This is a genomic window from Kitasatospora sp. NPDC048296, from assembly GCF_043201815.1.
In the GTDB taxonomy this organism is placed as follows: domain Bacteria; phylum Actinomycetota; class Actinomycetes; order Streptomycetales; family Streptomycetaceae; genus Kitasatospora.
On the sequence record NZ_JBICZB010000021.1, the window covers coordinates 65,715 to 87,376 of the forward strand.

17 protein-coding genes are annotated in these 21,662 nt (G+C 72.8%); 14 read left to right on the forward strand and 3 right to left on the reverse strand.

Annotation, left to right across the window (positions count from 1 at the left end):
• Positions 1 to 279 precede the first annotated feature (279 nt).
• From ACGF12_RS15405 to ACGF12_RS15415, 3 genes are all read left to right on the forward strand, one after another.
• Positions 280 to 1,389 carry a hypothetical protein gene (locus ACGF12_RS15405; protein WP_393029048.1) on the forward strand — a complete coding sequence of 370 codons (1,110 nt, stop codon included), beginning with the start codon at positions 280 to 282 and terminating at the stop codon, positions 1,387 to 1,389.
• A 138-nt stretch (positions 1,390 to 1,527) separates the two neighbouring features.
• The gene (locus tag ACGF12_RS15410; RefSeq protein ID WP_393029051.1) at positions 1,528 to 2,952 is read left to right on the forward strand and encodes a pyridoxal phosphate-dependent decarboxylase family protein; all 1,425 of its coding nucleotides are present in this window, start codon (positions 1,528 to 1,530) and stop codon (positions 2,950 to 2,952) included.
• A 77-nt stretch (positions 2,953 to 3,029) separates the two neighbouring features.
• Positions 3,030 to 3,455: a hypothetical protein gene (locus ACGF12_RS15415; protein ID WP_393029053.1), complete on the forward strand. Its 426-nt coding sequence runs from the start codon at positions 3,030 to 3,032 to the stop codon at positions 3,453 to 3,455.
• A 68-nt stretch (positions 3,456 to 3,523) separates the two neighbouring features.
• On the opposite strand, the gene ACGF12_RS15420 is transcribed toward ACGF12_RS15415, so the two are convergent.
• Positions 3,524 to 3,757 carry a hypothetical protein gene (locus ACGF12_RS15420; protein ID WP_393029056.1) on the reverse strand — a complete coding sequence of 78 codons (234 nt, stop codon included), beginning with the start codon at positions 3,755 to 3,757 and terminating at the stop codon, positions 3,524 to 3,526.
• Between the two features lie 280 nt (positions 3,758 to 4,037).
• On the opposite strand from ACGF12_RS15420, the gene ACGF12_RS15425 reads away from it, so the two are divergent.
• The 8 genes from ACGF12_RS15425 to ACGF12_RS15460 all read left to right on the forward strand — a co-directional run bounded on the left by ACGF12_RS15425 (position 4,038) and on the right by ACGF12_RS15460 (position 13,855).
• Positions 4,038 to 4,766, forward strand: coding sequence for a GNAT family N-acetyltransferase (locus tag ACGF12_RS15425; protein ID WP_393029059.1), 729 nt, complete (start codon positions 4,038 to 4,040; stop codon positions 4,764 to 4,766).
• A 261-nt stretch (positions 4,767 to 5,027) separates the two neighbouring features.
• Positions 5,028 to 6,290, forward strand: coding sequence for a MurT ligase domain-containing protein (locus tag ACGF12_RS15430; RefSeq protein ID WP_393029062.1), 1,263 nt, complete (start codon positions 5,028 to 5,030; stop codon positions 6,288 to 6,290).
• 46 nt (positions 6,291 to 6,336) lie between these two features.
• Positions 6,337 to 7,065, forward strand: a complete 729-nt coding sequence (locus ACGF12_RS15435; protein WP_393029065.1) for a type 1 glutamine amidotransferase — start codon at positions 6,337 to 6,339, stop codon at positions 7,063 to 7,065.
• 350 nt (positions 7,066 to 7,415) lie between these two features.
• Complete coding sequence (locus tag ACGF12_RS15440; RefSeq protein ID WP_355676188.1) at positions 7,416 to 8,441, forward strand: 6-phosphofructokinase; 1,026 nt, start codon at positions 7,416 to 7,418, stop codon at positions 8,439 to 8,441.
• A 485-nt stretch (positions 8,442 to 8,926) separates the two neighbouring features.
• A complete protein-coding gene (locus ACGF12_RS15445) occupies positions 8,927 to 9,976 on the forward strand; it encodes a substrate-binding domain-containing protein (RefSeq protein WP_393029068.1) in 1,050 nt (349 codons plus the stop codon).
• Between the two features lie 110 nt (positions 9,977 to 10,086).
• On the forward strand, positions 10,087 to 11,661 hold the full coding sequence (locus ACGF12_RS15450; RefSeq protein ID WP_393029071.1) for a sugar ABC transporter ATP-binding protein: 1,575 nt from the start codon (positions 10,087 to 10,089) through the stop codon (positions 11,659 to 11,661).
• Positions 11,658 to 12,698, forward strand: a complete 1,041-nt coding sequence (locus tag ACGF12_RS15455; RefSeq protein WP_393029074.1) for an ABC transporter permease — start codon at positions 11,658 to 11,660, stop codon at positions 12,696 to 12,698. Before ACGF12_RS15450 ends, ACGF12_RS15455 begins: the two co-directional genes overlap by 4 nt.
• A 350-nt stretch (positions 12,699 to 13,048) precedes the next feature.
• Positions 13,049 to 13,855: a DeoR/GlpR family DNA-binding transcription regulator gene (locus tag ACGF12_RS15460; RefSeq protein ID WP_393029077.1), complete on the forward strand. Its 807-nt coding sequence runs from the start codon at positions 13,049 to 13,051 to the stop codon at positions 13,853 to 13,855.
• Between the two features lie 13 nt (positions 13,856 to 13,868).
• Here ACGF12_RS15460 and galK read toward each other — a convergent pair whose 3' ends face one another.
• Positions 13,869 to 15,014: a galactokinase gene (galK, locus tag ACGF12_RS15465; RefSeq protein WP_393029080.1), complete on the reverse strand. Its 1,146-nt coding sequence runs from the start codon at positions 15,012 to 15,014 to the stop codon at positions 13,869 to 13,871.
• Positions 15,015 to 15,275: 261 nt separating this feature from the next.
• Here galK and galT point away from each other — a divergent pair, with 261 nt between their 5' ends.
• Both galT and ACGF12_RS15475 read left to right on the forward strand, forming a co-directional pair.
• Positions 15,276 to 16,379, forward strand: a complete 1,104-nt coding sequence (galT, locus tag ACGF12_RS15470) for a galactose-1-phosphate uridylyltransferase (RefSeq protein ID WP_393029083.1) — start codon at positions 15,276 to 15,278, stop codon at positions 16,377 to 16,379.
• Between the two features lie 244 nt (positions 16,380 to 16,623).
• Positions 16,624 to 18,726, forward strand: a complete 2,103-nt coding sequence (locus tag ACGF12_RS15475; protein ID WP_393029086.1) for an NEW3 domain-containing protein — start codon at positions 16,624 to 16,626, stop codon at positions 18,724 to 18,726.
• A 172-nt stretch (positions 18,727 to 18,898) separates the two neighbouring features.
• Here ACGF12_RS15475 and ACGF12_RS15480 read toward each other — a convergent pair whose 3' ends face one another.
• Entirely contained in the window at positions 18,899 to 20,992 is a 2,094-nt protein-coding gene (locus tag ACGF12_RS15480; RefSeq protein ID WP_393029088.1) for an alpha-galactosidase, read from the reverse strand.
• 164 nt (positions 20,993 to 21,156) lie between these two features.
• Here ACGF12_RS15480 and ACGF12_RS15485 point away from each other — a divergent pair, with 164 nt between their 5' ends.
• Positions 21,157 to 21,660, forward strand: a complete 504-nt coding sequence (locus ACGF12_RS15485; RefSeq protein ID WP_393029091.1) for a DinB family protein — start codon at positions 21,157 to 21,159, stop codon at positions 21,658 to 21,660.
• The last annotated feature ends 2 nt before the right edge of the window (positions 21,661 to 21,662 follow it).

The following is a 21,662-nucleotide window of genomic DNA, read 5'->3' on the forward strand; positions in this document are numbered from 1 at the left end:
GTGCGGGCGGGGCCGGGGCCGGCGGGGCTCCCGGATGACCGGGGGGGGGGGGGGGGGGCGCGGTGGGGGGGGGGGGGGGGGGGGGCGGGGGGGCGGCCCCCCCCCCCGTCCGGGTGATCATCGCCCACATGGAGTACGGCGGCCCGCCCCGCCCGGTCGTCGCACGATGCGGTAGCGTCGCCGACACCTCCCGAATGGCGGGCGAAAACGCGGCTTCCCGCCCCCGCGCCGTCAGGATGGGAGCGAACCGTTCACCTCGATCCGCCGGGGGATCCCGTCATGCAGCCGCGAGTATTCGCGATTCTCACCGCCGTGCTCCTGGGCGTCCTGGGCCTCGGCTCGGTGGCCGTCACCGACTGGTCGCCCGCGGCGGCCGGCGAGGCCCCGGCCGTCGCCGGCACCGCCCCCGGCGCCCAGCCGGCCGTGGCGGGCACCGCGAGCGCCACCCCGACCGGCGACCCGGCGGTGTGGACCCGCTCGACGCTGCGCAACAAGCTGATGGCCGAGATGGACGCCACCGACCCCGGCGTCGCCCTCGCCGACCTCGACCGGATCACCAAGGAGAAGCCGTACACCGTGCGCTTCTGCCACCCGGTCGCGCACGAGCTCGGCCACGCGGCGGTCAAGCGCTACCACGAGGACTTCCAGAAGGTCATCTCCTTCCCGCACGAGACCTGCGCGGCCGGTTACCTGCACGGCGCGGTCGAGGAGATGCTCAACGCCTCCACCCAGCCCGAGGTGGACCTGCTCAAGCTGTGCGCCCCCAAGAACACCGGCCCCTGCATCCACGGCGTCGGCCACGGCACCATGTTCGTCGCCAAGCAGGACGTCGCCAAGGCGCGCGGCCTGTGCAGCGAGTTCACCACCGAGCAGAACCGGATCCGCTGCTCCGAGGGCCTGTTCATGCAGCTCTTCGGCCCGGACGAGGAGGACGAGCAGGCCAAGGCGAACCTGCCCGCCGACAAGCTCGCCCAGGACCCGCTGTACCCGTGCAAGGACCAGCCGGCGCTGTTCCAGTCCGCCTGTTACTTCTACGCCCCGACCTTCTACCTCTCCTCGCACGACTACCCGAACCACCCCGAGGTCTACGCCGAGGCCCTCAAGTGGTGCCTCAACGGCAAGGCCAACGGCGGGGCCGTGGACTGCAGCCGGGGCGTCGGCTCGCGCACCATGAAGTACAACCTGGACCGCGAGGACTGGGCCGCCCAGCAGTGTGCCACCGCCGCCGACGGCTGGCAGCGCAAGGCCTGCACGGAGGGGCTGGTCAGCTACTACACGGTCAACTACACCGACGGCGGCGCGGCCGGACGGCTCTGCGCGAAGATCAGCAACAAGGAGATGCAGGGCTACTGCCGCTCCGCGAGCGGACTGTCCGCCTCGCTGGACTGACCCACCCTGTCCCGGCACGAGGGCCCGCGCCGCACGGCGCGGGCCCTCTGCGTAGGATCACCCGACCATCGCCTGATCAGGGTGCGCCGAGGAAGCCGCGCCTCGCCCAGTCCGACCCCGGCCTTCCTGGAGCACGCCATGACCACCGAGGACTTCCGCGGCGCCGCCCACGCCACCGCCGAGCTCGTCTCCGACTACCTCGCCGAACTGCCCGCCCGCCCGGTCTGGCAGCCGATGGACCCGGCCGCCCGGCAAGCGCTGCTCGACGCCCCGCTGCCCGACCGGGGCCGGCCGCTCACCGAGCTGCTGGCCGCCATCGGGCGGGACGTCCTCCCCCACCCCATGGGCAACGGCAACCCGCGCTTCTTCGGCTGGGTCAACTCCGCACCCGCCCCCGCCGGGGTGCTCGCCACCCTCGCCGCCGCCGCGATGAACCCCAGCTCGGCCGGCGGCGACCACGCCGACGTCCACCTGGAGCGCGCCGTGGTCCGCTGGATCGCCGAACTCGTCGGCTTCCCGCACCCGGCCGGCGGCGGCCTGCTCACCTCCGGCACCTCGATGGCGACCATCGTCTGCCTCGCCGCCGCCCGCAACCGCGCCGCCCGGCAGGCCGGCTGGGACGTCCGCGAGGACGGCCTGGCCGGGATGCCGCCGCTGGTCGGCTACGTCACCGGCGAGACCCACTCCTGCGTCCGCAAGGCCGCCGAGCTCCTCGGCCTCGGCAGCAGGCGGCTGCGCACCGTCGCCACCGGGCCCGACGGCCGCCTGGACACCGCGGACCTGCGGGCGGCGATCGAGCGCGACCGCGCCGCCGGACTGCTGCCCTTCCTGGTGGTCGCCTCGGCCGGCACCGTCGGCACCGGCGCGGTGGACGCCTTCGGCCCGATCGCCGACCTGTGCCGGGAACACCGGCTCTGGCTGCACGTGGACGGCGCGTACGGCGCCTTCGGCCGGCTCGACCCCGCCATCGCCCACCGCTACGCCGGTCTGGAGCGCGCCGACTCGCTCGCCCTCGACCCGCACAAGTGGCTCGGCGTCCCGGTCGACTGCGGCTGCGCGCTGGTGCGCGACACCCACGAGCTGCGCGGCACCTTCAGCCTCGTCCCGTCCTACCTGCGCGACGAGGCGGCCGGCTCGCTCGGCTGGTTCTCCGAGTACGGCACCGAGCAGACCCGCCCGTTCCGCGCCCTCAAGGTCTGGGCGACCATCGCCCACCGCGGCCGCGCCGGCCTCGCCCAGGACATCGCCCACTGCACCGCGCTCGCCCGGCGCCTGGGCGAACTCGTCGAGGCCGACGATGAGTTGGAGCTGCTCGCCGAGGTGCAGACCTCCATCGTCGCGTTCCGCCACCGCGCCCCGGGCCGGGACGCCGCCGCCCGCGACGCCCTCAACCGCGACCTCCCGCTCGCCGTCCAGCGGCGCGGACGGGTCTTCGTCACCGGCGCCCGGCTCGGCGAGCACGAGATGCTCCGCGCCTGCCTGCTCAACGCCGCGACCACCGAGGAGGACCTGCACCTGCTCCTCGCCGAGGTGAAGGCCGCGGCCCGCGAGCTGCTCCCGTAACACCGCCGGGCGGACCTTAACGGCCAGGTCACGGCGGGGTCGTGATCGGGAAACACCGGTCGGGCACGGTGGAGGCCATGGAGCACTCGAAGCCTTCCTTCCACCGTGCCCGCCGCTGGCGCCGTGACACCGTCGAACTCGCCGCCGCCTTCCTCTCCGTCACCGCCGCCGACCTGATCGCGAAGGTCGTCCTCCACGGCTCCGACGGCCCGATCGTCCTCGCCACCTCCGCCCTCGCGCTGCTCGCCGCCGCCCTGCTGCACGCCTGGTGGTCACCGCACGCCCCTCCCCCGACCGTCCTGTGGCGGGTGCGCACCACCGCCCTGGCCCACACCCACACCACCCTCGCCGACCACCAGATCACCCTGCTCTCGCTCCACCCCCACCCCACCACCGACGAACTGTTCCTCCGCACTCCCCGATCCCTGGGTCCCGCCGCCCTCACCACCCTGCTCACCGCCACCGGCCACACCGTCGAGGACGCCCCGACCCGGATCGCCTGAAACCGCCGGGACCGACGGCGACGGGCGCCCGAGGACGCACCCGCCGCCGGTTCGACGAGGACCGGGGCTCAGCCGTTGCTCGGCGGCTGGACGACGCACACGGCGTTGCCCAGCATGCTGCCGAAGCCCCCGAGCAGGGCGCCGGTCACGGCCTTGCAGGTGGCGGCCTCCTCCGGGGTCCTGGGACCGTTGTTGCTGGTACTGCTGATGCTGTCGGCGGCGGCCGACTGGGCGAGGGCGAGCGGTACGGCCAGCAGCAGGGCGCAACAGGCGGTGGCCAGTGCGGAGTTCCTGGTGAACACGGCAGAGCCCCTTCGAGTCGAGGTGGGTTCGGCGAAAAGCCGAGCCATCCCTATCCGAAGGGGCTCCCGCGATCACGGATCCTGGGCCGTCCGTGAGCGTGTCCGGTCAGTGCGCGGTCGATGCGCGGTCGGTGCGCGGTCACTCTGTCCCGACCGCATGAGGCGCCGGTCCGGACCTCTGACGGGGTCGTCCCGGCCCGGGGTCCGCCTGCGCCCCGGGCATCAGTGCGTTCACGATCACGTAACCGGCCGGAAGCGCGCCGTCGGTAGCGTCGCCTCCATGACGGCATCACGCACTGGCTCCGAACGGCTCTGGCACCGGCCTTTCCGCAGGTCCGACCGCAGGTGCGCGGCGCCCGACGGCCAGGCCGCCCGGCTGCCCGCGCTCACCGGCGGCCCGTACCGGCAGGCCCGTCCGCACCCGGCGCCGGCCCGTCCGGACGCCCCGGCCCGTTCGAGCGCCCAGGCCGCGCAGGAGGTGTCCCGGCTGTCCCTGCCGGACGGGACCGAGCTGCAGCTGCGCCCCGCCGGGCCGGCGGACAAGGCGGCGGCCCTCGCGATGCACGGCCGCTGCTCCCCCACCGCACTGCGGCTGCGCTACCACGGGCCGGTCCGCGACGCCGGCCGCTACCTGGACCACCTGCTGGACGCCCGGCACGGCCGCAGCCTCGCCGTGACCGCCCCCGACGGGCGGCTGCTCGCCCTCGGGCACCTGATGTGGGACGACGGCGAGGCGGAGCTCGCCGTGCTGGTCGAGGACGCCTGGCAGCGGCACGGACTGGGCCTGGCCCTGCTGCTGCGGCTGACCGCGGCGGCCCGGGCGGCCGGGATCGGGACGGTGTACGCGGTGACCCAGGCCGCGAACGCCGCGCTGATCGCCGCGATGCGCCGACTGGCCGCGCCGCTGGACTTCCGCGCCGAGGACGGCACCTTGGTGATCACCGCCACCCTGGCCGCCGGAACCGCCCCCGCACCGGCCCCCACGCCCACCCCCGCACCGGGCCGCTGATCATTTCTTCACTACATCCTTACCAAGCATCCCGGGAACCCGGCGACGGCCGCGGAGCGTCCCCCCGGGAACGAAGGGTCCCTCCGTACACCGCCCTCCTTGACGGACCGTCAGTGGCCCCCGCGCCCGTGTCGCAGCAGGCGGCACGGGGTCCGGGTCGTCCGGTCGGGCGACGGAGTCGGTAGGCTGACCCCGTCCCCGCCGCCCGACGGCCTGTTATCCGGCCACGGGTGGTGCCGCAGCAAGGAGGAACCACTGAGCATGGCAGGCACCGAATCGGAGCCCACAGGCGCACGCGACGCCTCGCTGCCGGCCCGCGCCAAGATCGCGGTCACGGCCGGTCGGGTCGCCGCCGCCGTGTCGCGCAAGGCCGGACGCGGAAGCGGCTCGGTGATCGGCGGCAAGGTCGCCCTCAGGCTCGACCCCGATCTGCTCGCCACCCTCGCCGACCACCTGGACGTCGTCCTGGTCAGCGCGACCAACGGCAAGACCACCACCACCCGCCTGATCGCCGAGGCGCTGCGCGCCGCCGGCCCGGTGGTCTCCAACGCCCTGGGCGCCAACATGCCGGCCGGCATCACCTCCGCCCTGGCCGGCGGCAGCGAAGCCCGCTTCGGCGTGATCGAGGTCGACGAGAAGTACCTGGCGACCGTCGCCCGCGACACCCGCCCCAAGGCGATCGCCCTGCTCAACCTCTCCCGCGACCAGCTCGACCGCGCCGCCGAGACCCGCATGATGGCGGAGAAGTGGCGCGAGGGCCTGCAGGACACCGAGGCCGTGGTCATCGCCAACGCCGACGACCCGCTGGTGACCTGGGCCGCCTCCTCCTGCAAGAAGGTGGTCTGGGTGGCCGCCGGACAGGCCTGGAAGGAGGACGCCTGGTCCTGCCCCGCGTGCGGCGGTGTGATGCAGCGCCCCGGCGACGACTGGTTCTGCCAGGACTGCGGTTTCCGACGCCCCAACCCGCACTGGGCGCTCCAGGGCACCCACGTGATCGACCCGCAGCGCGGCGCCTGGCCGATCCAGCTGCAGCTGCCCGGCCGGGCCAACCTGGCCAACGCCACCAGCTCGGCCGCCGTCGCCGCCGTGTTCGGCGTCTCCCCGCAGGTCGCGCTGGAGCGGATGCGCTCGGTGACCGCCGTGGCCGGCCGCTACGACGTGGTCCAGTACCAGGGCCGGGACATCAGGCTGCTGCTGGCCAAGAACCCGGCCGGCTGGCTGGAGACCTTCTCGCTGATCGACGGCCCGCCGGCCCCGGTGATCCTCTCCGTCAACGCCCTCGACGCCGACGGCACCGACACCTCCTGGCTGTGGGACGTCGACTACGAGCGCCTGGCCGGCCACCCCATCTTCGTGATGGGCCAGCGCAAGCTGGACCTGGCCGTCCGCCTGGAGGTCGCCGGGCTGCAGTTCCACGTGGTGGACACCCTGGAGCAGGCCGTCCGGATGGCCCCGCCCGGCCGGATCGAGGCCATCGCCAACTACACCGCCTTCCAGCAGCTGCGGAAGGTCGTGGCCGGCTGATGCCGCGCCCGCACACCAGTCTTTTCGTGACGGAAGGCCTTCGAGGATGAGTGAGAGCAGCCTGCGCGTGGTCTGGGTCTACCCGGACCTGCTCAGCACCTACGGCGACCGGGGCAACGCCCTGGTCGTGGAGCGCCGGGCCCGCCAGCGCCATCTCAACGTGACCCGGATCGACGTCCGCTCCGACCAGGCGATCCCCACCAGCGGGGACATCTACCTGATCGGCGGCGGCGAGGACCGCCCCCAGCGGCTGGCCGCCGAGCGGCTGCGCGCCGACAGCGGCCTGGTGCGGGCCGCCGAGAACGGCGCGATCATCTTCGGCGTCTGCGCCGGTTTCCAGATCATGGGCCACGAGTTCATCAACGACCTCGGCGAGCGCGAGCCGGGCCTGGGCCTGCTGGACGTCTGGACGGCGCGCGGCGAGGGCGCACGCTGCGTCGGCGACGTGCTGGCGGACGTGAACCCGCAGCTCGGCCTGCCGCAGCTGACCGGCTTCGAGAACCACCAGGGCGTGACCCACCTCGGCCAGGGCGTCCAGCCCTTCGCGACCGTCACGGTCGGCCGGGGCAACGGCACCGGCGACGGCACCGAGGGCGCCTGGCGGGACACCGTCTTCGGCACCTACCTGCACGGCCCGGTGCTGGCCCGCAACCCCGCCGTGGCCGACATGCTGATCAGGCTGGCACTGGACGTCAACGCCCTGCCGCCGGCCGACACCACCTGGTACGACGCGCTGCGCGCCGAGCGCATCGCCGCCACGACGCGCCCCTCGTAGTACCCCGGTACGCCCCGCCGGGTGCCCGCCATGCGGTCACCCGGCCCACGGGCGGCCCCGGACGTACGACAATGGGGCTGCCGGCTGCACACCCTCCTCGGCAGCAGGCTGCAATTCCGCGCGGGGGCGCCGACGGCGCCGCTCCCGCGTCGGCTCCTGCCCGGCCGGACCAGGGGCCGTATGCTCGACTTCGCGGCCGTTTTCGGACGTTCTGTCCGGATCGGCCGGTCCAACACCTCGCGGCCACCTCCCCGCCATCCCGGCGTCGGAGCGCCTCGTTACGGTGTCGGCTCGTCGTCCCAGCCTGTAGTCCGGCCGTTCCTCGGTTCTGCTCGGGAGTTGCAAAGCTAATGCGTATCGGAGTGCTGACCAGCGGCGGTGACTGCCCCGGCCTGAACGCGGTGATCCGTTCTGTGGTGCACCGGGGGGTGGTCGACCACGGCGACGAGATCATCGGGTTCGAGGACGGTTGGCGCGGTTTCCTGGAGGGCCACCACCGCCCCCTGACCCTGGACTCGGTGAGCGGCATCCTTGCCCAGGGCGGCACCATCCTCGGGTCCTCCCGGGTGCAGCCGAGCCACCTGCGGGACGGCGTGGAGCGGGCCAAGAAGTACTGCTCCGACCTCGGCCTGGACGCGGTGATCCCGATCGGCGGCGAGGGCACCCTTAAGGCCGCCAAGCTGATGAGCGACGCGGGCCTGCCGATCGTCGGCGTGCCGAAGACCATCGACAACGACATCGCCGCCACCGACGTGACCTTCGGCTTCGACACCGCCGTCTCGGTCGCCACCGAGGCGCTGGACCGGCTGAAGACCACCGCCGAGTCCCACCAGCGGGTCATGGTCGTCGAGGTCATGGGCCGACACACCGGCTGGATCGCGCTGAACGCGGGCATGGCGGCCGGCGCCCACGCCATCGTCGTCCCGGAACGCCCGTTCCACATCGAGAAGCTCACCGCCGTCGTCCGCGAGCGCTTCGACCGCCAGAAGAAGTTCGCCATCGTGGTCTGCGCCGAGGGCGCCAAGCCCGAGCCCGGCACCATGCACTGGGAGGAGGGCAGCAAGGACATCTACGGCCACGAGCGCTTCACCGGCATCGCCACCCAGCTCTCCCGCGAGCTGGAGCACCGCCTCGGCAAGGAGGCCCGTCCGGTGATCCTCGGCCACACCCAGCGCGGCGGCACCCCGACCGCCTACGACCGGGTGCTCGCCACCCGGTTCGGCTGGCACGCCGTCGAGGCCGTCCACAAGGGTGCCTTCGGGCACATCACCGCACTGCAGGGCACCAACATCAACCTGGTGCCGCTGGCCGAGGCGGTCGCCGAGCTGAAGACCGTCCCCCAGGACCGCTACCTGGAGGCCGAGACGGTCATCTGACCGTCCGCCCGCCGCACTTCGGGCCCCCGGACCGCTCCTGACGGTCCGGGGGCCCGCGTGCGTCCCCGCCCGGTCCCGTGCGTCCCGACTTCCAACACCAATCAACAACCCGGGATCATCGATCCACACATCATCGCGGCAACCCAACACGCCTGGGTGCCGTGACCATTGACGCTGCCCCGGCTTTCCCCGAAGCTGTCATGAGCACCTACCTACCTATCGACCGGTAGGTGGATGCCGTCGAGCGCTCCCCCGTTGACCGCTCCTGACCAGGACGACCGCCAGGAGCCCGATGGAGTGCGCAGCGCGCCCGCGAGGACCGGCGGGCATAACGAGACGGTTTCGAAACCGCCCCAGAGGCAAACCTGAGCTTGACTCAGGCCTGAGCCGGGCGTTTCCTTTTGCTCCATCGCGTTTGATTGCGATGCTTTCTGATTGATTCTGTTGCTACTGGCTGATCGACCCCCACCCTCAGGAGCCCCAGCATGCACCTCTCCCCCCGTGGCCGCCTGGCCTCGCTCGCCGCGCTGAGCCTGGTCACCGCCTTCGGTCTGACGGCCTGTTCCACCGGACAGACCTCCTCCTCCGGCGCCAACGCCTCGGTGGCCCCGGTGTCCGGCAAGGTCTCGATCACCTACCTGCAGAAGCAGGGCGACCAGCAGTACTTCGTGGACGAGGCCGCGGGCGCCAAGGCCAAGGCGGCCGAACTGGGCGCCGACCTGAAGGTCGTGAACCTCGGCGACGACGCCAACAAGACGGTCAGCGAGGTGCAGGCCGCGATCGCGCAGAAGAGCAACGGCCTGATCATCGTGGTCCCGGACCCGGCGGTCGGCCCGCAGGTCGTCCAGACGGCCCGGGACGCCAAGGCCGCCCTGCTCACCTCCGACGACCAGGTCTGCGCGAGCGGCCCCTCCCCGGCGCAGTGCGCCGCGGGCGACCTGGTGCCCCGGATCGGCTTCTCCGGCCAGCAGATGGGTCAGCAAGTCGGCCAGCGCGCCGCGGAGGAGTTCAAGAAGGCCGGCTGGAACCCGGCCGACACCCGGATCCTCTCCGCCTGGAAGCAGGACGTGACCGTCTGCGGCGACCGGGTCAAGGCCGCCAAGACCGCCTTCGACCAGGCCGTGCCGGGCGTGCAGAGCATCGACGTGGCCACCGACAACACCCCGACCGGCGCGCAGGACAAGGTGGCCGCCACCATCACCGCCAACCCCGGCGTCAAGCACTGGGTGGCGTGGGGCTGCAACGACGAGAACGTCCAGGGCGCCGTCACCGCCCTGCAGAACGCCGGGATCAGCCCCGACGACATCGACGGCGTCGGTCTGGGCGCCTACCTGGCGTGCAAGGACTGGGCCTCCGGCAAGCCCTCCGGCATGAAGGCCGCCCTGTTCATCAACGGCAAGGACGTCGGCGCCCTGTCGGTGCAGACGATGTTCGACAAGCTCAAGAACGGCAAGGACTTCCCCAAGGAGGCCTTCGCCCCGACCAAGATGGTCGACGCCGCGACCTGGCAGTCCGCGGGCGTGTCCTGCAGCTGACGCCGCACCCGACGTCGCGCCGAGCCGGCGGTGCGGCAGGCCGCCGCCGGCCCCGCCGCACCCCTGACGCTCCCGAAGACCGTCCGTACCGCACCGCCAACGAGGCCCCGATGACCCCACCTGATTCCTCGCCCCTCCCGCCACCGGACGGCTCCGCCGGCCTGAGCGCCGAGGGGGTGTCCAAGCGCTTCGGCACCGTCCAGGCGCTGACGGACGTCACCCTCACCTTTCCGCCCGGCCAGGTCACCGCCCTGATGGGCGAGAACGGCGCCGGCAAGTCGACCCTGCTGCGCATCCTCACCGGCGACCACCTCCCCACCGACGGACGCGTCCTGCTCGACGGCCGGACCCTGGACCTGCACTCCCCGCAGGACGCCCGCCGCGCCGGGATCCGGATCATCCCGCAGGAACCCGAGATCATCCCGCACGTCCCGGTCGCCGAGAACGTCTACGCCGGCTCGCTGCCCCGCACCCGGCTGCGCCGCCTGGACCGCACCGGGCTGCGCCGCCGGATCGTCGCCGACCTGCGGCGCCTCGGCTTCGACAAGGTCCTGGACCCCGACCTCCTCGGCTCCGAACTCACGGCCGCCCAACGCCAGTTGGTCGAGATCATGCGGGCCCTGACCGGCGCGGTCCCGCCGCGCGCGATCGCCTTCGACGAGCCCACCTCCTCGCTCTCCGAGCACGAGGTCGAGGCCCTGTTCGCCCTGATCGGACGCCTGCGCGACGAGGGCATCGCGGTCATCTACGTCTCCCACCGGATGAAGGAGATCTTCCAGCTCGCCGACCGCATCGCCGTGCTGCGCGACGGCCGGGTGGCCGGCGTGGTCCAGGCCGCCACCACCAGCGAGAGCGAGCTCGTCCGGCTCATGGTCGGCCGCGACCTGTCCTCGCTGTTCGTCCGCCAGCAGGTCGCCACCGACCGCGTCGTCCTGGACGTCGACGACGTCACCACCGACGACGTGCGCGGCATCAGTCTGCAGGTCCGGGCCGGCGAGGTCGTCGCGCTGGCCGGCCTGATCGGCGCCGGACGCTCCGAACTCGCCCTCGCCCTGGCCGGCGACGTCCCGATCCGCTCCGGCACGGTGGCCCTCAACGGCGAAGTCCTGCGACTGAGGAACCCCCGCGCCGCCATCGCCGCCGGCATCGGCCTGGCCCCCGAGGAGCGCAAGGCCCAGGCGCTGTTCCTGCAGCGCACGATCCGGGACAACACCTCGCTGGTCAGCCTGCGCCGGCTCAGCCGGTGGCGGTTCGTCAAGCGCCGGCAGGAGAAGGACCTCGCCCAGGAGTACGCCGACCGGCTGCGGGTCCGCGCGCCCTCCGTCGAGGCGGAGGTCCGCACCCTGTCCGGCGGCAACCAGCAGAAGGTCGTCCTGGCTCGCTGGCTCGCCCGCAGGCCCGACCTGCTGATCCTCGACGAACCCACCCGCGGCGTCGACATCGGCGCCAAGGCCGAGATCTACCAGATCATCGCCGACCTCGCCCGCGAGGGCACCGCCGTCCTGGTCATCTCCTCCGAACTGCCCGAAGTGCTCGGCCTCGCCGACCGGGTCGTGGTGATGCAGAACGGCCGCACCACCGGCGAGCTCACCCGCGAGCAGGCGACGGAAGAGGCCGTCCTCGCCCTCGCCATGGCCGACGACCTCGCCACCACCACCCCTGCCCAGACCGGAGAGACCCGATGACCACCGTCACGCCCCCGACCGCCCCGGTGCCGGACGCCGGAGCCCTGCCCGCCCGGTCCGGTGGCCCGCGCGCCCTGCTCGCCGCGGTCGGCGGCCAGAACCTCAGCCTGATCGGCGCCCTCGTGGCCGTCGTCGCCCTGTTCGGCTGGCTCAACCCGAACTTCGTCGGCTGGGACAACATCCAGGTCATCGCCGAGGCCGCGACCATCTCCGGCCTGCTGGCCGTCGTCCAGACCGTCGTGATCATCTGCGGCGGCCTCGACATCTCGGTCGGCTCCCAGGCCGGCCTGGCCTCCGTCACCAGCGCCATGGTCTTCACCTCCACCGGCGCCAACCCCTACCTCGGGATCGGCGCCGCCCTCGCCATCGGCGCCGGCATCGGCCTGTTCAACGGCGTGGTCATCGTCTACGGCCGGGTCAACCCCACCATCGCCACCCTCGCCGGACTGGCCGCCTACAAGGGCGTCGCCCAGCTCGTCTCGGACGGCCGGGCCCAGGGCTACGTGCTCAACGACCCGGTCTTCGTCTTCCTCAGCCGAGGGAAGATCGCCGGCCTGCCCACCATGGTCTGGCTGCTGATCCTCACCGCCGTCGCCGTGCACGCCCTGCTCACGTACACCGACATCGGCCGCAACATCTACGCCATCGGCGGCAACGACACCGCCGCCCGCCTGGCCGGCATCAACCTCAACAAGTACCTGATCGCCGCCTACGCCCTCTCCGGCACCGTCGCCGCCCTCGCGGGCGTGCTGCTCACCGCCCGCACCGGCAGCGGCCAGCCCGTCTCCGGGAGCGAGGGCCTGGAGCTGCAGTCGATCACCGCGGCCGCCCTCGGCGGCTGCGCCCTCAAGGGCGGCAAGGGCGGCATCGGCGGCACCCTGCTCGCCGTCGCGCTGCTCGGCGCACTGCAGAACGGCCTCACCGTCCAGGGCATCAACGCCTTCTGGCAGAACGTCGCCCAGGGCACCCTGCTGGTCGCCGCCGTCGTCATCCAGCAGCGCCGCAACCGCGAACGCGCGGTCGGCCTGCCCGCCTGACGCCCGCCGGCTGCCGCGGGGGGGGCCCGGGCCCCCCCCCGCCGCCCGCCCGGGGGGGGGGGCGGGCCCCCCCCCCGCCCCCCCCGCGGGGGGGGGGGCCCCGCCCCCCCCCGGCCCCCCCCGGCCGTGGAGGTCGGCCGGACCGCCACCGGACCGCCGGTGCCGCGAGCGTCCGCGGCACCGGCGGCTCCTTTCGCCGACCGGGTACCGGAGTTCCCGGGTACCGGGGTACCGGGGAGACAGGTGGCCCGCCGGCCCTGGGATAATGACTCCCGCAGAACCCAGCCGCGTTCCCGGTCGCCCACGAGAACGCACAAGCCGCACGTGCTCGTTCGATCGAAAGGTCCTCCGTGGCTGACCAGACGTTGCTCGCCGCCCAGCGCCAGGCGCTGATCCTGGAGGCGATCCGCCGGGCCGGCGCGGTCCGGGTCGCCGAGCTGGTCGAGCAGTTCGGCGTGTCCGACATGACCATCCGCCGGGACCTCGACGCGCTGGCTCGCCAGGGCGCCGTGGAGAAGGTGCACGGCGGGGCGGTCGCGACCGGGACGGCGAGCACCTTCGAACCCGGCTTCGACGCCAAGTCCGCGCTGGAGGAGGGCACCAAGGCCGCGCTCGCGGACGCCGCGGTGAAGCTGGTGGAGCCGGGCAGCGTGGTGGCCCTCTCGGCCGGAACCACGACCTACGCGGTCGCCGCCCGGCTGCTGGAGGTCCCGGAGCTGACGGTGGTGACCAACTCGCTGCGGATCGCGGACCTGCTGTGGGCGGCCGGGAGCGACGGGAAGGAGACCGTCCCGTCGCTGCTGTTGACCGGTGGGTCCCCCACCCGCTCGGCGGCCCTGGTGGGGGCGCTGGCCGACCAGACGATCCGTTCGCTGCACGTGGACCTGCTGATCCTCGGCGTGCACGGGGTCAGCGAGCAGGCCGGCCTCACCACGCCCAACCTGGCCGAGGCGCAGACCAATCGGGCCCTGATCGCCTCGGCGCGCCGCACCGTCGTGGTCGCGGACCACACCAAGTGGGGCGTGGTCGGGCTGAGCAGCTTCGCGACCCTGGCGGAGGTCGACTGCTTCGTCACCGACGACGCCCTCCCGGCGACCGCCCGCGAGGTGATCGCCGAGGCGGTCGGCGAGCTCGTCGTCGTCCCGGCGGCCGGCTGAGCGGCCGGCCGGGTCAGCCCACCCGCCGGGCGCCCGCCGAGGGCACGGCGGTGAAGGTCACCGGTGCGGCGAAGCCCGCCGAGCGGAAGGCCGCCTCGACCGCCTCCGACACCCCCGCCACGCGCGCGGCCTCGACCAGGGCGACGACCGACCCGCCGAAGCCCCCGCCGGTCATCCGGGCACCCAGCGCCCCGGCCGCGACGGCGGCCTCCACCGCGAGGTCCGTCTCCTGGCAGGAGACCCGGAAGTCGTCGCGCAGCGAGGCGTGTCCGGCCGTCAGGATCGGGCCCAGCGCGGCGATCTCACCCTGGCCCAGGTGGTCGACCGTCTCCAGCACGCGCCCGTTCTCGGTCACCACATGCCGTACCAGCGGCCGGAGCTCCTCGGGCAGCCGGTCCAGGGCCGGGGCCAGGGCGGCGGCCGGGAGGTCGCGCAGCGCGGGCAGCCCGATCAGGCCGGCGGCGCGCTCGCAGCCGGCTCGCAGGGCCGCGTAGGCGCCGTCGCCGAGGTCGTGCTTGACCCGGGTGTCGATCACCAGCAGCCGCAGGCCGGCCGCCGCGAGGTCGAACGGGACGTGCCGCTGCTCCATCGTCCGGGTGTCCAGGAACAGCGCGGTGCCGTCCGTGCAGCAGGCGGAGGCCATCTGGTCCATCACACCGCAGGGCACGCCGACGAAGGCGTTCTCGGCCCGCTGGGCGAGCAGGGCGAGTTCCGGCGCGGTCAGGCCGAGGTCGTACAGGTCGTTCAGGGCGGCGGCCGTGGCGCACTCCAGGGCGGCCGAGGAGGAGAGGCCGGCGCCGGCGGGCACGTCGCTGTCGACGAGCAGGTCGGCGCCGCCGACGGGGTGGCCCGCCTCGGCGAGCGCCCAGAAGACCCCGGCCGGGTAGCCGGCCCAGCTGGCGACGACGCCGGGTGCCAGGCCGTCCAGCGCGAGGTCGGTGACCGTGCCGTCGCCTTGGGCGCTGTACAGCCGCAGCCGTCCGTCCTCGCGGCGGCGGGCGGCGACCCGGGTGGTGTGCGGTAGGGCGATCGGCAGGACGAAGCCGTCGTTGTAGTCGGTGTGCTCGCCGATCAGGTTCACCCGGCCCGGAGCGGCCCAAACGCCGCTCGGCCGTGCCCCGTGGACGGCCTCGAAGTCGGTGGCGGCCTCGTCGATCATCTGTTCAGCTCCATGCCTGGTGCGAGCGGGGTTGGTTCCCGCCGGCGGTGTCCATCAGCGAGCGGGAGTGAATTCCGACATAATCAAACACCACTGCCCTTAGGGTCAACACCCGCGATGGCCATGTTCAGTCGGGTCGAGTTGGCAGTCCGGAACACCCGTCACCAGCAACAATGGTTGTTGACAAGCGATCGTCTCTGTTTGAATCTGTTGGAGCTCGAAAACTGCCGGGGCGACGTCCCACGCGTAAGGAGTACAGCGGTGCACAGAACCGCCACCACGTTGGCCGACGGCCGCGAACTCGTCTACTTCGACCAGGAGCCCGGTGCGCTCCGCGATGTCCCGGACGAGCGGCCGCTCGGGCCGACCGCGAGCCTCTCCGAGATCCGGCTCGACCCGGTGCTCGGCGAGTGGGTGACGGTGGCGGCGCACCGTCAGCAGCGCACCTACCACCCGCCGGCCGGCGAGTGCCCGCTGTGCCCCTCCCGGGACGGGCGGCTCAGCGAGATTCCGGCCGCCGACTACGAGGTCGCGGTGTTCGAGAACCGCTTCCCCTCGCTCGCCACCGGCTCCGCCGAGCACGTCGCGGCCCGGGACGCGCCCCTGCACACCCTGCGGCCCGGCGACGGCCGCTGCGAGGTGGTCTGCTTCACCTCCGACCACGACGCCTCCTTCGCCGACCTGGACGAGCCCGGGGCGCGCCTCGTGCTGGACGCCTGGACGGACCGCACGGCGGAACTGTCCGCCCTGCCCGGCGTGCGGCAGGTGTACTGCTTCGAGAACCGCGGCGAGGAGATCGGGGTCACGCTCGCTCACCCGCACGGCCAGATCTACGCCTTCCCCTTCGTCCCCTCCCGCACCGCCCGGATGATCGCCCGGGCCGAGGCGCACCGGGCCCGCACCGGCCGGAACCTCTTCGAGGACCTGCTCGCCGCCGAACGGAACTCCCCCGAGCGGCTGGTGCTCCAAGGCGGGCACTGGACCGCCTTCGTCCCGTTCGCCGCCCGCTGGCCCTACGAGGTCCACCTCTACCCCCACCGGCGGGTGCGCGACCTCACCGCGCTCACCGAGGCCGAGCGCGCCGAGTTCCCCGGCCTCTACCTGGACCTGCTGCGCCGCTTCGACGCGCTGTTCCCCGCCGCGCCCGGCGCGGCACCCAACCGGACCCCGTACATCTCGGCCTGGCACCAGGCGCCCGACACCGGCGGCGACGAACTCGCGCTCCACCTGGAGCTGTTCACCATCCGACGGGCGCCCGGCAAGCTCAAGTACCTGGCCGGCGTGGAATCCGGTCTGGACGCGTTCGTCACCGATGTGAGCCCGGAGCAGGCCGCCGCCCGACTCCGGGACGCCCCGCTCGGCTGACCCGGACCCCGCCCACCGCACCGCCGGAGCCCACCACGTCGTGACCACCGACGCCGTGGGCTCCGTCGGCATGGGCGGAAACTTCCAGCCACTCGATGACCAGGACCCCACAGCACGTTGATATCCGTCTGATTGCGTTGAGTGTTGACTATCTCTGTTTGATTTGGTTCGCTTTCCCCCGCCCTGCGCAGGGTGCCAGTTCCTGCACCACCGTCCGCAACCCCCTCCGGACCCAGGAGACACGATGCGCAAGACGTGGGCCGCGTTACTCGCGGCCTCGCTGGCAGCGGTGCCGCTCGCCGCTGTCCCCCTCGCCGGCACCCCCGCCGCGGCCGCCGACTCGTCCGGCGCCGTACTGGTCCCCACCCCGCCGATGGGCTGGAACGACTGGAACGCGTTCGGCTGCGACGTCGACGAGCAGCTGGTCGAGCAGACCGCCGACAAGCTGGTCTCCTCCGGCCTCCGGGCCGCGGGCTACCAGTACGTCAACATCGACGACTGCTGGATGGGCAAGGCCCGCGACGCCGAGGGGAGGCTCGTCCCCGACCCGGTCAAATTCCCCCACGGGATCACCGGCGTGGCCGCCTACGTGCACGCCAAGGGCCTCAAGCTCGGCATCTACGAGAGCGCCGGCACACTGACCTGTGCGGGCTTCCCCGGCAGCCTCGGCCACGAGCAGCAGGACGCGAGCTCCTTCGCCTCCTGGGGCGTCGACTACCTCAAGTACGACAACTGCTACAACCAGGGCATACCGTCCCAGCAGCGCTACCGCGCGATGGGCGACGCCCTGGCGAAGGCCGGCCGCCCGATCGTCTACAGCCTCTGCAACTGGGGCCTGGACAGCGTGTGGACCTGGGGTGGCACGGTCGGCCAACTCTGGCGCACCACGGGGGACATCGACGCCTCGTTCGGCCGGATGCTGGACATCTTCCACGCGAACGCCAAGCTCGCCGACGCCGCGGGGCCGGGCGGCTGGAACGACCCGGACATGCTGGAGGTCGGCAACGGCATGACGGCGACCGAGGACCGCGCCCACTTCTCGCTCTGGTCGGAGATGGCGGCCCCGTTGATCGCCGGCACCGATCTGCGCAAGGCGAGCGCCGACACCCTCGCGATCTACGGCAACACCGAGGTCATCGCCGTCGACCAGGACCGGCTCGGCAAGCAGGGACGGCCGGTGAGCATGGCCGCGGGCCTGGACGTCCTGGCCAAGCCGCTCGCCGACGGCAGCGTCGCCGTCACGCTGTTCAACGAGAACACCCAGCCCACGGTGATCTCGACCACCGCGGCCGCGGTCGGCCTGCCGCAGGCCAAGGGGTACCTCCTGCGGGACCTGTGGGAGCACACCGACGGCGAGACCTCCGGGACGATCAGCTCCACCGTGCCGGGCCACGGCGCCGTCATGTACCGGGTCACCCCGACCGACCACCCGGGCGGGCACCACCCGGACCTCGTCCTCGACACCAAGGTGCCCGACCTCACTCCGGGCGGCTCGGCCACGGTCACCACGGCCTTCACCAACAACGGCGCCCAGTCCGCGAACGACGTCGTGCTCGGACTGGACGTCCCGGCCGGATGGACGGTCGCGCCCCTGTCGGGGACCCGGGTCGGACACGTGCCGGCCGGCGGCCACGCGGAGGCCACGTTCCGCGTGACCGTCCCGGCGAAGCTGCCGACGCCGATCACCCGGGCCACCCTCACCGGCACCGCCACCGCGCACGGACCGGGCGGCCCGCAGAGCGTCGCCGCGCCCACGCCGGTCGTCCTGGCCGCACCCGTGCAGGCGCCGTACCGGACCTTCACCGACACCACCGCCGTCTTCGGCGCGCAGGACGGGACCTTGGCCATCGACGGCGCGGGCGCCGACCTCTACTACGACGTCGACGAGTACAGCGCCGTCTACCGGCCGGGCGCCGAACACGACGGCTCCACCACGGTCGTGAAGCTCACCGCGCAGGCGCCGACCAGCGACTGGGCCAAGGCCGGGATCATGGTGCGCAACGACATCACCGAGCCGGGCCGGTCGACCGGGTACCTCATCCTCGCCGAGGCGCCGGGCAAGGGCTACGTGCTTCAGTGGGACAGCGACGGCGACGGCAAGCTGGACTCCAACAGCGCCCCGGCGAACCAGGGTTCGGGATCCGCGAGCTATCCGAGCTGGCTGAAGCTGGTGCGCGACGGCTCGACCTACACCGGCTACTACTCCACCGACGGGAGCACCTGGACGAAGGTCGGCCAGGCCACCGTCCCGGGAGCGGCCGCCCTCCAGGACGTCGGGCTGTTCACCACCTCGCACAGCACGGGCACCAGTGGCGAGGCCGATTTCACGGGCTTCACCCAGAGCTGAGTGGCTGAGCGGCTGAGCGGCTGAGCGGCGACGAGTAGCGACACCCGGGCCCCGGCCGGTCGACATCGACCGGCCGGGGCCCTTCGCCGTGCCGACCGGGGCGAGCCGTGACGGAAGAGGCGAACCGCCGCCGGGAGGCGGGTGGCCTCCCGGCGGCGGTTCGCGAACGTTGTCAGGACAGGACGGTCCAGCTCTGACCGGCGGCGGCCGGGTTGGCCGGGTTGGTCATGCCCGTGGAGCCCGCCGCGGTGCCGGCGACGTCCAGTGTCAGGCCGTTGCCGACGTTGGTGACGGTGAGCGCGCCACTGCTGTTCTGGGTGACCTTCCACTTCTGCCAGGGATTGCCGGGCGTGGGATTGAGCAGGTAGGCGCTGCCGACCCCGCCGCCGCCGGCGAGCACGGTGTGCGTCTGGGCCGCCGTGTAGCAGTTGTCGGTGATCGTCACGGTGCCGTCCGCGTTGGGCGTGAACATCCACTGCTGGGCGGCGTTGCCGCTCTGGTAGGCGTTGATGTCGGAGTTGCCGCCGACGGGCGCGTAGCAGCCGCCCTGGACTTCGAGCGCCTGGCCCGAGGTGCCGCCCGCGCTGATCGCGTGGTACTTGCCGTCGCCGACGACGCCCGGCCGGCCGCCTCCGCTGCCACCACTCGTGCCGCTGCCCGCGCCGGCGATCCGGTAGAGCGCGACGCCGTGCGCGGGGATCCAGTTGCCGCCGACGGAGCCGGTGGCGGTGCCGGTGGCGCCCGTCCACAGCTCCCGGTAGCCGTAGCCGGAGCCGGTCAGGCCGAGGTCGGCGAAGCTCGCGCTGATCATGGCCCAGTTGTTCGGGTCCTGGTTGATCAGCGCCACCGCCATGTCGCCGTTGGCGAGCTGGCGCTTGAGGACCACGGGGGCGGTCGGGGAGGAGGGCGGGTTGCCGACCAGGGTGGCGGGCTTGGCGAGGCTGTCCTGATCGACGGCGATCATGTCGCGGTTCTTGAGGAGCGACAGCGCGGAGGAGCTGATGCCGGTGGACCAGGTGTAGCCGTTCGCGGTGTGCTGCGAGTCGGCGGCGGTGCGCAGGTCGGCGCCGGAGATGAGCGGGGCCGCCATCATCGACAGGACGGACAGTTCGGTGCGCGACTCGTCGTCCGTGAAGGGCTTGTTGCCCTTGGAGGTGTCGGTGACGCCCCAGACTCCGTACGGGTCCTGCCAGCCGGCGAACATCATGTCCAGGTCGTTCCAGCTGCCGGGGTGGACGTTGCCCGGGTACTTCAGTGCGGTCTGCAGCTGACCGTTGTAGAGCACGCCGTCCAGCTCGCTGTCCCGGTCGCCGCCGATCCGGCACATGTTGGCGACCTGGCCGCACCAGATTCCGGTGGGCGAGTAGCCGGGCGCCTGGTGCGGCGGGGTGCCGGCGGCCGTGATCAGCGGATCGGTCCGGGCCGGGTCGCCGGCGCTCAGCAGGTAGGGGATGCCGGTGTGCGCGGGCTGCGCGGACAGGCTGAGCGTGACCTTGGGCTTGCCGGCGGCGCCGGTCGCCGCGTCGAGGGCGCGCTGGAAGGTCTGGGTCCGGGCGTAGATGGACTGGGTGAGCTCCCTGCCCTCGCCCTGCGGGTAGTAGGCGTAGCCGTCGGGACCGTAGATGGTGGGGCCGTAGGGGCAGTCGTCGTACTTGACGAAGTCGACGCCCCAGGAGACGAAGTCGGCGGCGTCGGTGCTCTCGTGGCCGAGGCTGCCGGGGTGGCCCTGACAGGTGGTGTAGGTGTCGGTGGCGTAGAGGCCGAACTTCATGCCCTTGCTGTGGGCGTACCAGGCCAGGTACTGGATGCCGTTGACGGTCCTGCCGTCGACGGTCTGCGCGGGGAACTGGTTGGGCTCCGGGAGCAGGTGGCCGCTGGTGGTGTCGTTCCCGCCTCCGTCGGTGCCGCTGACCGGATTGCCGTTGTTGTCGTAGAGCTGCATGGCGCCGTCGGCGGTCTTGGCGAAGTCCGTGCTCTGGCCGTCTCGGTGGCGCATCGACCAGCCGTCGTCGACGGTGACGGTGTCGTAGCCCGCCTGCACCAGGCCGTTGGCCGACATGAAGTCGATGGTCTGCTTGATCTCGCCCTCGGTGACGTAGGCACCGATGCTGTTCCACGAGTTCCAACCCATGGGCGGGGTCAGGGCGTTGCCGTTGCCGAGGGCGGCGGCCGGAGTGGCGGTGGCGAGTGCCGCGGCACTGAGGCCGGAGGCCGCGAGGGCGGTGGCGGCGAGTATGCCGACGACGCGATGTGGAGTTCTGCGCATGTGGGGGCATCCCGAGTGGGTGAGTGGCCCTGCGAGGGGGGCAGGGCGAGGGTGCAATACGATATTGCACCTATCAGGAACCCACAAGATTCAACACAACAGCACTTTCCGGGGGTTCGGCGTCCGTTCGTCGTGCGGGTCGGGGTCCTGCTACGGTCCCGGCCATGGTCAAGATCGTGCCGTTCACCGGCGGTGAGAAGGAAAGCCTGCACACGGCCCTCGACCGGCACCGCGACGCGGTGCTGTGGAAGGTCGAGGGCCTGGACGACGAGCAGCTGCGCCGGCCGCTGACGCCCTCGGGGACGAACCTGCTGGGGCTGGTCAAGCACCTCGGCGGCGCCGAACTCGGCTGGTTCCGCGAGACCTTCGGCCTGGAGACCGGCCCGCTGCCGTTCGACCTCGACGCCGACGAGAGCTCCGACCTGCGGATCGAACCGCACGAGTCGACGGCGGACGTGCTGGCCTTCTACGCCCGCGCCCGGGCCGCCGCCGACGAGGCGATCGACCGGCTGGAGCTGGACTCCCTCGGCACCTCCTGGTCGGGCCGGACGGTGTCGCTGCGCTGGGTGCTGATCCACATGACCACCGAGACCGCCCGGCACGCCGGGCACATGGACATCCTGCGCGAACTCACCGACGGCGCGACCGGGGACCACGACCGCAGCTGAGC